At 64.6% G+C, this 11,682-nt stretch carries 10 protein-coding genes; 6 read left to right on the plus strand and 4 right to left on the minus strand.

What is annotated here, in order from left to right; translation table 11 throughout:
- Positions 1-6: 6 nt before the first annotated feature.
- From atpA to LR961_RS03275, 4 genes are all read left to right on the plus strand, one after another.
- The gene (atpA, locus tag LR961_RS03260) at positions 7-1,554 is read left to right on the plus strand and encodes a F0F1 ATP synthase subunit alpha (RefSeq protein WP_232146986.1); all 1,548 of its coding nucleotides are present in this window, start codon (positions 7-9) and stop codon (positions 1,552-1,554) included.
- 77 nt (positions 1,555-1,631) lie between these two features.
- Positions 1,632-2,495, plus strand: coding sequence for a F0F1 ATP synthase subunit gamma (gene atpG / locus LR961_RS03265; RefSeq protein ID WP_232146987.1), 864 nt, complete (start codon positions 1,632-1,634; stop codon positions 2,493-2,495).
- 37 nt (positions 2,496-2,532) lie between these two features.
- Positions 2,533-3,939: a F0F1 ATP synthase subunit beta gene (atpD, locus tag LR961_RS03270; protein ID WP_232146988.1), complete on the plus strand. Its 1,407-nt coding sequence runs from the start codon at positions 2,533-2,535 to the stop codon at positions 3,937-3,939.
- A gap of 83 nt (positions 3,940-4,022) precedes the next feature.
- A complete protein-coding gene (locus tag LR961_RS03275; protein ID WP_232146989.1) occupies positions 4,023-4,445 on the plus strand; it encodes a F0F1 ATP synthase subunit epsilon in 423 nt (140 codons plus the stop codon).
- 590 nt (positions 4,446-5,035) lie between these two features.
- On the opposite strand, the gene LR961_RS03280 is transcribed toward LR961_RS03275, so the two are convergent.
- On the minus strand, positions 5,036-5,419 hold the full coding sequence (locus LR961_RS03280; protein WP_232146990.1) for a GtrA family protein: 384 nt from the start codon (positions 5,417-5,419) through the stop codon (positions 5,036-5,038).
- 84 nt (positions 5,420-5,503) lie between these two features.
- Between LR961_RS03280 and glmU the strand changes: the two genes are divergently transcribed.
- Positions 5,504-6,871: a bifunctional UDP-N-acetylglucosamine diphosphorylase/glucosamine-1-phosphate N-acetyltransferase GlmU gene (gene glmU, locus LR961_RS03285; RefSeq protein WP_232146991.1), complete on the plus strand. Its 1,368-nt coding sequence runs from the start codon at positions 5,504-5,506 to the stop codon at positions 6,869-6,871.
- Entirely contained in the window at positions 6,840-7,373 is a 534-nt protein-coding gene (locus tag LR961_RS03290) for a GNAT family N-acetyltransferase (protein ID WP_232146992.1), read from the plus strand. Before glmU ends, LR961_RS03290 begins: the two co-directional genes overlap by 32 nt.
- 312 nt (positions 7,374-7,685) lie before the next feature.
- Here LR961_RS03290 and LR961_RS03295 read toward each other — a convergent pair whose 3' ends face one another.
- Genes LR961_RS03295 through LR961_RS03305 form a run of 3 tightly spaced genes read right to left on the minus strand, consistent with a single transcriptional unit; the run spans position 7,686 to position 11,670 of the window.
- Positions 7,686-9,038 carry a HAMP domain-containing sensor histidine kinase gene (locus tag LR961_RS03295; protein ID WP_232146993.1) on the minus strand — a complete coding sequence of 451 codons (1,353 nt, stop codon included), beginning with the start codon at positions 9,036-9,038 and terminating at the stop codon, positions 7,686-7,688.
- 10 nt (positions 9,039-9,048) lie between these two features.
- Entirely contained in the window at positions 9,049-10,392 is a 1,344-nt protein-coding gene (locus LR961_RS03300) for a sigma-54 dependent transcriptional regulator (protein ID WP_232146994.1), read from the minus strand.
- Positions 10,393-10,446: 54 nt separating this feature from the next.
- Positions 10,447-11,670: an FtsX-like permease family protein gene (locus LR961_RS03305; protein ID WP_232146995.1), complete on the minus strand. Its 1,224-nt coding sequence runs from the start codon at positions 11,668-11,670 to the stop codon at positions 10,447-10,449.
- Positions 11,671-11,682: the final 12 nt, after the last annotated feature.

Consider the following 11,682-nt stretch of genomic DNA (forward strand, 5'->3'; position numbering starts at 1 on the left):
TTGACGATGGCTACCACGCTCAACCCCTCCGAAATCAGCGAACTGATCAAGAACCGCATCGAGAAGGTCGCCCTGTCCGCGGAATCGCGCAACGAAGGCACCGTGACCTCGGTGTCCGACGGCATCGTGCGCATCTACGGCCTGGCTGACGTGATGCAGGGCGAAATGATCGAACTGCCGAACAACACCTACGCACTTGCGCTGAACCTGGAGCGTGACTCGGTCGGCGCCGTGGTGCTGGGTGACTACGAGCACCTGCGCGAAGGCGACGTGGCCAAGACCACCGGCCGCATCCTGGAAGTGCCGGTCGGTCCGGAAATGCTTGGCCGCGTGGTCAACGCGCTGGGCGAGCCGATCGACGGCAAGGGCCCGCTGGGCACCGACCTGACCGCTCCGGTGGAGCGCGTTGCTCCGGGCGTGATCTGGCGCAAGTCCGTCGACCAGCCGGTGCAGACCGGTTACAAGTCGGTCGACTCGATGATCCCGATCGGCCGTGGCCAGCGCGAGCTGATCATCGGTGACCGTCAGACCGGCAAGACCGCGATGGCCATCGACGCGGTGATCAACCAGAAGGGCACCGGCATCAAGTGCGTGTACGTCGCGATCGGCCAGAAGGCTTCGACCGTGGCCAACATCGTGCGCAAGCTGGAAGAGAACGGCGCCCTGGCCCACACCGTGGTCGTGGCCGCTACCGCTTCCGAGTCGGCCGCGATGCAGTACATCAGCGCCTACTCCGGCTGCACCATGGGCGAGTACTTCATGGATCGTGGCGAAGACGCTCTGATCGTGTACGACGACCTGTCCAAGCAGGCTGTTGCCTACCGCCAGATCTCGCTGCTGCTGAAGCGTCCGCCGGGCCGTGAAGCCTACCCGGGTGACGTGTTCTACCTGCACTCCCGCCTGCTCGAGCGCGCAGCTCGCGTGTCGGAAGAGTACGTTGAGAAGTTCACCAACGGTGCGGTGAAGGGCAAGACCGGTTCGCTGACCGCGCTGCCGATCATCGAAACCCAGGCTGGCGACGTGTCCGCGTTCGTTCCGACCAACGTGATCTCGATCACCGACGGCCAGATCTTCCTGGAAACCGATCTGTTCAACGCCGGTATCCGTCCGGCCGTCAACGCCGGTATCTCGGTATCGCGCGTGGGTGGCTCGGCCCAGACCAAGATCATCAAGAAGCTGTCCGGCGGCATTCGTATCTCGCTGGCCCAGTACCGTGAGCTGGCTGCGTTCGCGCAGTTCGCCTCGGACCTGGACGAAGCAACCCGCAAGCAGCTGGAACGCGGTCAGCGCGTCACCGAGCTGATGAAGCAGAAGCAGTACCTGCCGATGTCCATTGCCGACCAGGCGCTGTCGATCTACGCCGTCAACGAGGGTTACCTCGACGACGTGCCGGTCAACAAGCTGCTGTCCTTCGAAGCCGGTCTGCACGCGCACTTCGCCAACACCGCCGGCGAGCTGGTCTCCAAGATCAACGCCACCGGTGGCTGGAACGACGAGATCGAGGCTGCCTTCAAGAAGGGCATCTCCGATTTCAAGAGCACCGGCACCTGGTAACAGCGTATGTAGAGCGGAGCGCTGCTCCGCTTCACACTGATAAAGCGGGGCTCAGCCCCGCTCTACGGGAATAAGAGATGGCAAGCGGACGCGAAATCAAAACCAAGATCAAGAGCGTGCAGAACACCCGCAAGGTGACGCGCGCGCTCGAAATGGTCTCGGCCTCCAAGATCCGCAAGGCGCAGGATCGGATGAAGACCTCGCGTCCGTACGCGCAGGCGATGAAGCAGGTGATCGGTCACCTGGCCCAGGCCAGCACCGATTTCCAGCATCCGTTCCTGGTTGAGCGCGAGAACGTCAAGCGCGTGGGCTACATCGTGATCTCTTCCGATCGCGGTCTGGCTGGCGGCCTGAACAACAACCTGTTCCGCAAGGCTGTGGCAGAAATGCGCACCTGGCAGGAAAAGGGCGCCGAGATCGACATGGTGACCGTCGGCCAGAAGGCCAGCGTGTTCTTCCGTCGCGTCAACGTGAACATGGTCGGCAGCGTCACCCACATCGGCGACCAGCCGAAGCTGGAAACGCTGATCGGCGTGATCAAGGTCATGCTCGACGCCTTCACCGAAGGCAAGGTCGACCGCGTGTACCTGGTCTACAACCGTTTCATCAACACGATGACGCAGAAGGCTTCCTTCGACCAGCTGCTGCCGTTGCCGGCCAGCGAAACGCAGGTGGCTTCGCACGACTGGGACTACCTGTACGAACCCGATGCCGCGACCGTGCTCGAGCACGTGATCACGCGTTACATCGAGTCGCTGGTGTACCAGGCCGTGCTGGAGAACGTTGCTTCCGAGCATGCGGCACGCATGGTGGCGATGAAGGCGGCGAGCGACAACGCGAACAAGCTGATCGGAACCCTGCAGCTGGTCTACAACAAGGCCCGCCAGGCAGCGATCACCCAGGAAATCTCCGAAATCGTCGGCGGCGCGGCAGCAGTCTGACGCGCACAGTCAAAGCACACATTTAGAGGATGCAGCAATGAGTCAGGGCAAGATCGTTCAGATCATCGGCGCGGTCGTCGACGTCGAATTCCCGCGCAGCGACGTACCGAAGGTGTACGACGCGCTGAAGGTGGAAAACACCGAAATCACGCTGGAAGTCCAGCAGCAGCTGGGTGACGGCATCGTCCGTACCATTGCGCTGGGTTCCACCGACGGCCTGAAGCGTGGCCTGGTCACCGTCAACACCAACCGCGCCATCTCGGTGCCGGTCGGTGCCGGTACCCTGGGCCGCATCATGGACGTGCTGGGTCGCCCGATCGACGAAGCCGGCCCGGTTGCCGCTTCGGACACCTGGGAAATCCACCGCGCTGCCCCGTCGTACGAAGACCAGTCTTCCTCGACCGAGCTGCTGGAAACCGGCATCAAGGTGATCGACCTGATGTGCCCGTTCGCCAAGGGCGGCAAGGTCGGCCTGTTCGGCGGCGCCGGCGTCGGCAAGACCGTCAACATGATGGAGCTGATCAACAACATCGCAAAGGCGCACAGCGGTCTGTCCGTGTTCGCCGGCGTGGGTGAGCGTACCCGTGAGGGCAACGACTTCTACCACGAGATGAAGGACTCCAACGTCCTGGACAAGGTCGCGATGGTGTACGGCCAGATGAACGAGCCGCCGGGCAACCGTCTGCGCGTCGCACTGACCGGCCTGACCATGGCCGAGTACTTCCGCGACGAGAAGGACGCCAACGGCAAGGGCAAGGACGTGCTGCTGTTCGTCGACAACATCTACCGCTACACGCTGGCCGGTACCGAAGTGTCGGCGCTGCTGGGCCGTATGCCGTCGGCAGTGGGTTACCAGCCGACCCTGGCTGAGGAAATGGGCGTCCTGCAGGAGCGCATCACCTCGACCAAGACCGGTTCGATCACCTCGATCCAGGCCGTCTACGTGCCGGCCGATGACTTGACCGACCCGTCGCCGGCAACCACGTTCGCCCACTTGGATTCGACCGTGACCCTGTCGCGTTCGATCGCCTCGCTGGGTATCTACCCGGCCGTGGATCCGCTGGATTCGACCTCGCGCCAGATGGACCCGCAGGTCATCGGCAACGAGCATTACGAAACCGCCCAGCGCGTCCAGCAGACCTTGCAGAAGTACAAGGAACTGAAGGACATCATCGCCATCCTGGGCATGGACGAACTGTCCGAAGAAGACAAGCAGGCCGTGACCCGCGCCCGCAAGATCGAGCGCTTCTTCAGCCAGCCGTTCCACGTGGCCGAAGTGTTCACCGGTTCGCCGGGCAAGTACGTGCCGCTGAAGGACACCATCCGAGGCTTCAAGGCCATCGTGGACGGTGAGTACGACCACCTGCCGGAGCAGGCGTTCTACATGGTCGGCGGCATCGACGAAGCGGTCGAGAAGGCCAAGAAGATGGCTGAAAAGGCCTAATTCCCGCATAAGGCGGAGTTCGCTCCGCCTTCGCGGCATTCTGCGGTGGGCGCAGGCCCACCCAACCAGGCGAAGAGATTTCCATGAGCACCATCCGTTGCGACATCGTCAGTGCCGAGCAGCAGATCTTCAGCGGCGAAGCGACCCTGGTCGTGGCCACCGGTGAGCTGGGCGAACTGGGCATCGCGCCCAAGCACGCACCGCTGATCACCCGCCTGAAGCCGGGCAAGGTCGTGGTCACCACGGCAGCCGGCGAGCAGCTGGATTTCGCCATCTCCGGCGGCATCCTGGAAGTTCAGCCGCAGGTCGTGACCGTGCTGGCCGACACCGCCATCCGCGCCACCGACATCGACGAAGCCGCTGTGCGCAAGGCCAAGGAAGAAGCCGAGCGCGTGCTCGCCAACCGTGGCGAAGCCATGGAGCTGGCCGAAGCACAGCAGCGTCTGGCCGAAGTCACCGCGCAGCTGCAGGCGCTGGAGCGTCTGCGTCGCACCCTCAAGCACTGAGGCTGCCCGCAGCGCATGCAGAAACGCCGGCCTTTGGCCGGCGTTTTTGTTTGGTGCGATTGGTGCCAGGCGAGCATCTGCTGCGGGAGCGTCGTGAGGCCGAGGCTGGTGATGCTCCCGCAGCAGTCCTTGAAGAACAACTGCAATCAGTACCGCCTTTGCAGGAGCCAACTGCCCTTGTAGGAGCGGCGTAAGCCGCGAAGCTGGAGATGCCTGTCAGCAGTGCGGTTGGCAATCCCAGGGTTGCGGATGATGTGCCGCTTTGGTCGTTGTGTGCTTCGCGGCTTACGTCGCTCCTACAAAGGGAGGACTGTGCTGCTGGCAATGCCATTCCGCGTCGTAACAACGGCTTCAGCCGTGAAGCTGATGCAACCGCCGCAGCACGGATGACTACGGTTGCGGATGGTAAATGCCGGACGACGCGCCAGCGTCGCGGCTGAAGCCGCTCCTACGACGTCTTGCCCGTCCGCGGTGGCTGGCGGCTCCCCAACAGCAGTGCAGGCCGGGAGAAATCCCAGATACTGGAACCGCACGACGACGAATGAACGAGGATTCTGTCCGGGTGAACGGGCCGACCGCAGCTTTGCGGCTCATCGGTAGACCAGGTGGCGCAGCAGGAAGAACGAAACGAAGGCCAGCCCGGCCTCGACGACGGGTTTGGCGAGCCAGGCGTAGCGCAGGCCCAGCGTGTCGGCAGTGATGGCGATGAGCCAGGTGCTGATCGCGGTCATTGCCAGCCACCAGATGCTGAACCGGATGAAGCGTTTCCAGCCATGGCGTTGCTGGCCCTGCGTGGCGAAGGTGTGCCGGCCGTTGAGCCAGAACCCGAGCAGCGCGCCGCTGACACGGCCGAGCAGATTGGCTGGTGCGACCGGCAACCCTGCGGCACTGGTGATGACGAACAACGTCCAGTCCAGCAGCAGCTGCAACAGGCCGATGGCGATGTACTGGCTGCCCTGCCGAAGCAGACTCATGGCTTACCGTATCCCTGATGCATGCCTGCAATGCTACGACTGGCAGGCTTAGAATCCGATCATTGATTCCAGGAACTGCAGTCCATGACCCAGCCATTGCACGTAATCATCCTCGCCGCCGGTGCCGGCAAGCGCATGAAGTCGGTGTTGCCGAAAGTGCTGCAGCCGATCGCTGGGCGGCCGATGTTGGCGCATGTGATCGATGCCGCACGTGAGCTGCAGCCGGCCGGCGTCCATGTGGTGTACGGCCATGGTGGCGAAGCGGTGCGAGCTGCGTTTGCCGACCAGCCTGATCTGAACTGGGCCGAGCAAAAGGAGCAGCTGGGCACCGGCCATGCGGTGCAGCAGGCGATGCCCGACGTGCCGGACACGGCACAGGTGCTGGTGCTGTACGGCGATGTGCCGCTGATCCGGACCGACACGCTCAAGGCGTTGCTGGAAGGCGCACCGCGCCTGGCGGTGCTGGTGGCCGAACTGGACAACCCCAACGGTTACGGCCGCATCGTGCGCGATGCCGAGGGCAAGGTGGCGGCCATCGTCGAGCAGAAGGACGCCGATGATGAGCAGAAGCGTATCCGCACCATCAACACCGGCATCATCACCGCCGAATCCACCGCGCTGCGGCGTTGGCTGGGGGCGCTGTCCAACAGCAATGCGCAGGGCGAGTATTACCTGACCGACGTGTTTGCCTCGGCCGCCGCCGAGTACACGCCGGCCGAGCTGGTGTACGTGGCCGATCCGCAGGAAGCCGAAGGCGCGAATGACCCGTGGCAGCTGTCGCTGCTGGAACGCGCCTGGCAGCTGCGCGCGGCCAAGGCACTGTGCGAGCAGGGCGCGCGTTTGCTGGACCCGTCGCGCTTCGATCTGCGTGGCACGGTGAAGGTGGGCCGCGACGTGCAGATCGATGCCAACGTGGTGCTGGAAGGCGAGATCGAACTGGGCGATGGCGTGAGCATCGGCGCGTTCGTGCGGCTGAAGGACGTCAAGCTTGGCGCCGGTACGGAAGTGCGCCCGCATTGCGATCTGGAAGGCGTGGTCAGTGAGGGTGCGGCGCAGATCGGGCCGTTCGCGCGGTTGCGTCCGGGCACCGTGCTGGCCGAGGGCACCCATGTCGGCAACTTCGTTGAGACCAAGAAGGTGACGCTGGGCAAGGGCAGCAAGGCCAACCATCTGACCTACCTGGGCGATGCGGTGATCGGCAGTGGCGTGAACATCGGCGCCGGCACCATCACCTGCAACTACGACGGCGTGAACAAGTTCCAGACCGTCATCGGCGACAAGGTGTTCGTGGGCTCCAACAGTTCGCTGGTGGCACCGGTGACGTTGGAGGAAGGCGCCACCATTGCTGCCGGCTCGGTGGTCACCCGCACCGCACCCGCTGGCAAGCTGACCGTGGCGCGCAGCCGCCAACAGACGATCGATGGCTGGAACCGGCCCGTCAAGAAAAGCTGAGCCGCGGCTGGCGCGACAGGAAGAGTTGGCACTGCTGCCGAGGATCGAGCAGCAGGCCGGCGAACGTCTGCGCGGTCATCCGGCGTGGCCGGTATTTGCGGCGTGCCCGACCGATGTTGTTGCCTTCGAGCAGGGTTGGCTGCGGCAGTCGCTGTGGGTGATTGAAGGCGGTAACGGCGAAGTCGTTGGTTATCTGTTGGCCGGCGTGCTTGGCAGCGATTTTCATGTCCAGCAGATGGACGTGCTGCCTGCACATGGAGGCAAGGGATATGGGCGGACGTTGCTGCGGCATGCGTTGATGCAGGCGGCCGAACGTGGGCATCACCGCGCGGTGCTGACGACCTTGAGTGATGTGCCGTGGAATGCGGACTTCTATGCGAGCGAGGGATTCCGCGTGGTGCCACGTGCTGCCTGGAGCGATGCAATGCAGTCGGTGATGGCCGAAGAGGCTGCTGCCGGGTTCCCGATGACGTTGCGCGTGGTGATGCTGCAGGAGTTTTGATCCTGCGCGGGCTTCGAAAGCGTGGAGCCTAGTCCCAGCGCTTTGGAGGTTGCTGATGTGTGGCTGGAAGTGCCCTCCCGTCTACCGCGCAGCCATTGTCCGGCTGCGGACGCTACCGGTGCGAATGTGTAGGAGCGGCGTTCTCCGCGACGCCGGTGCTGTGCCCGCAGCGGGGATGGTTGCGATTGCAGGTATTCCCGCAGCTGTGGTTCTGGTCAGCTTCGCGCCGGACGCCGCTCCTACAACGGCAGGTGCGGCGCTGACATTCGCGGGAGCGATGATCTTTCGGCTGCAAAACCCAACCCGTGCGCCTCAATCGTGCGGCAGCAGGATCGCCACGCACAGGCCGCCTTCATTGCGGTTCTGCAGGGAAATGCGGCCGCCATGGGCTTCGACGATCTCGCGGGTGAGGGCCAGGCCCAGGCCGGTACCGTTGCGCTTGGTCGAGTAGAACGGCATCAGTGCGTTCTGCAACACCGCCTCGTTCATGCCACTGCCGCGATCCAGCACTTCGATGCGCAGCCAGTGCGGCAGGCGCGCCAACCGCAACTCCACCGCATTGTCGCCGGCGCCGTTCTCGCTGCTGGCCTCATGGGCGTTCTTGAGCAGGTTGAGCAATGCCTGCGAGAACTGGGCCGGGTCGATGCGGCTGCACAGATCTTCCGGCGGTGGCGTCATCTGGAAGGAAATCTGCTGCTGCAGGCTGTGCAGGAAGTTCCCCCAGATGATCGTCTGCAACTGCGGCTGCGGCAGTTTGGCGAAGCGTGCATAGCCACGGATGAAACCTTCCAGATGGCGGGCGCGTTCCTCGACAGTGGCGAAGATGTCCTCCAGCCGGTCGAAGCGATTGCGCCGCACCAGTTCGGCGCCGGAGTGCGCCAGCGAGGCGATCGGCGCCAGCGAGTTGTTCAACTCGTGGCTGATGACGCGGATGACCTTCTTCCAGGTCTGTACTTCCTGGCGGCGTAGTTCGGCGGTGAGCAGGCGCAACAGCAGCAGTTCGTGCGGCCGGCCATTGAGGTGGAAGTTGCGCCGCGACAGATGGTAGATCTGCTCGTCGTCGTCATCGCCTTCCAGCGCATCGGGTTCACGCACCGCGAATAGGCTGTCGCCACCGCGGGCGATGGCATTGCGCAGCTCCACCGGCATGTTTTCCAGCAGCTCGTGCATGCGCTTGCCTTCCAGCTTCCAGCCTCCGTGCAGCAGCTTGCGCGCGGCGGTGTTGGAGAAGGTCACGCGCTGCACGCCATCGCCACCGTCGGTGAGCAGCAGCATCGCCACCGGCGTGTTCTGCACCATGGTGTCCAGCAGCAGTTCGCGCTGCACCAGCGACTGGCGCTGCTCGCGCAGCACTTCACCCAGTTCGGCATGTGCCTTCACCAGCTGCGCGAACTCATCGTTGCCGCGCCAATGCACGCCGAAGTTGAACTCGCCGTCGCGGTAGCTGCTGGTGGTGCCGGAAAGCGCCCGCAACAGCGATCGGATCGGTGAGGTGGCGCGGTGCAGCGCGTACCACATCGCACCCAGCACCACGAGCGTGGAGCTGACCACCACCAGCCAACCGTGATCCATCCAGTACGCCAGCAGCCAGGGCAGCGCGGCAGCCAGCGCCAGCACCGGCAACAGGCGCAGGAACAGGGTGAAGGTGAAGGAGCGTGATCTCACCGGGGCATTCTCATTCGCGCGGGATGCCGTGGCGGTCCATGCGGCGGTACAGCGCCTGACGGCTCAGGCCGAGCTCGCCCGCGGCCTGGGCGATGACACCACCGGCACGTTCGAGCGCGGCCAGGATGCGCGCGCGATCGGGCTCTTCGGCGCTCTGCGTGGTCGGGCGTGCCGGCGCGCGTGGCAGGTTCAGGTCGGCCACTTCGATGCGTGATCCCTGCGCCAGCAACGCGGCACGTTGGATCACGTTGCGCAGTTCACGCACGTTGCCCGGCCAGGTGTGGCGTTGCAGTGCCTGCGCGGCCTGCGGGGACAACTGCTTGTTGTCCTCGCCGAGGAAGTGGCGGGCCAGCGGCAGGATGTCCTCGCGGCGGTCGCCCAATGGGGGGAGCACCAACTCCACGGTGTTGAGGCGGTAGTAGAGATCCTCGCGGAACGTGCCTTCGCGGATCATCGCTGGCAGGTCGGCATTGGTGGCGCTGACCACGCGCACCTTGACCTGGCGCTCGCGGTTGGAGCCCAGCCGTTCGAAGCGGCCGGTTTCCAGCACACGCAACAGTTTCATCTGCCCGGTGAGGGAAAGGTTGCCGATTTCATCCAGGAACAGGGTGCCGCCATCGGCGGCCTCGAACTTGCCTTCGCGCGCCTTGTTGGCGCCGGTGTAGGCGCCGGCCTCGGCACCGAACAGTTCGGCTTCGATCAGTTCCGACGGAATGGCACCGCAGTTCAGCGCCACGAACGGGCCTTTTCGGTGCGGCGAGTTGGCCTGGATGATCTCGGCGATCTTTTCCTTGCCGGCGCCGTTGGGGCCAGTGATCAGTACCGGCAGGTCCGATCGTGCGACCTGGCAGGCAAGGGCGATGACGCGCTCGCTGACCGGGTCGGCGAAGACCAGCGAACGCAGGTCGTAACGCTCATTCAGGCTCTGCCGCTGGGCCAGTTCACGTTGCCGGCGTCGGGCCAGCTCGCGGCGGGTTTCGGCCAGTTCGAGCAGGTTGTTGACGGTGGTCAGCAGGCGGCCGTCGTCCCACGGCTTGGCCAGATAATCGGCGGCACCGGCCTTGACCAGCTCCACCGCGCTGTCCAGGTGGGTCCAGGCGGTGAGCAGGATCACCGGCAGGTCCGGATGCGCATCGCGGATGCGCCGGAACAGCGCCTGGCCTTCCTCACCGGAGGTGGTGTCGGCGGTGAAGTTCATGTCCTGCAGCACCAGGTCGAATTCGTGTTCCTGCAGCATTGCCACGCCCTGTTCGGGCGAAGTGGCATGGCGGGTTTCGATGTCGTGCAGGGAGAACAGCACGTCCAGCGCGGTGGCCACGGCGGTGTTGTCGTCGATGATCAGGATCTGCGGCATCGGGTATCGAATGAGGCGAAGGGTGGGTGCTGGTGAGACAGCAAAGTCAGCACATTACACGTTGCGGGTGGCGCTGGCAGGTGGCAGCCGTGCTGCGCGCCGGGCCGGCGCTGCCACGGCGGCCTGTCCGAGCAGCACCAGCAGCAGCGCGGCGACCGGCAGGTAGATCCACGGCAGACGCGGCAGTTCATAGTGTTGCATCAACCACTGGTTGATCAGCACCGCAAGGGTGAGGCCGGCGACCACGCCGCTGATGGTAAGCAGCAGGTTTTCAGCCAGGAAATGGCGCAGGATCTGCGCACGGGTGGCGCCCAGTGCGCGGCGGATGCCGATCTGGCGCGTGCGTTGCTGGATCCAGTAGCCGCTCAGGCTGGCAATGCCGATCAAGGTGATGGTGGCGATAACCGCGTTGACGGTGAGCAGCAGCCACACCGCAGCACGGCGCGAGCCCAGGGCTTCGGCGCGCAGCTGTTCGTAGTCGGCCACCAGAGGTTCAAAGCCGGTGGCTATCTGCCCACCATAGGTGTGCTTCAGGACGCCCGGTACTGCCTTGAGCACGGCGTCGCGTTGCGCCGCATCGCTGCGAACCAGGAAGCTGAGCATCGGCAGGCCGGCGGCGCGCTGTGGCAGCAGCATGGCGTACTCGGCCTTGCCGTCATCCAGCTCGCTGAGCTGGTAACGCATCAGATGGGCGACCACGCCTACCACCACGTAGTGGCCACTGCCATCGCCGCCAGTGAGTGCCTGGCCAACCGGGTTTGCGTCGCCGAACAGGGCGCGTGCCAATGCCTCGGTGATGACTACCGGCACGCTCGCGCTGCCGCCACCATCGCCCAGTTGCAGGTCGCTGTACTCATCGTCCTGGAAGTCACGGCCGCGGCTGAGCTGCAGGCCAAGGGTATCGATGAGCCGTTCGCCGATGTAGCCGCTGACCTGCAGGGTGGGGCCATTGGCGGACTTGATGTCGTACACCATCGTCAGCGTCTGCCGCATCGGCGCGCCGACCACCGCCGAGGCGCGTTGGACGCCGGCAATGCCCGCCAGCGCGTCGGCGCCGGCGCGGGCCTGGGCCGCGTTCCAGTTGCCACCCCGGTTGACCAACTGGTCGACGATGATGACTTCCCCGCGTGCGATGCCGTCATCGATGAGCAGCGGGGTGGCCTGCTGCGCGAGCAGGAACAGCGTATTGCACAGGATCGCGCAGGCCACGGCGATCTGCAGCACGATCAACCAGGGCATCATTGGATGGCGGCGCAGCGGGGACAGTAGATGATTCATTGAGCGACCTCG

Origin of the sequence: Stenotrophomonas sp. SY1 (assembly GCF_021202945.1) — a bacterium.
GTDB lineage: Bacteria > Pseudomonadota > Gammaproteobacteria > Xanthomonadales > Xanthomonadaceae > Stenotrophomonas.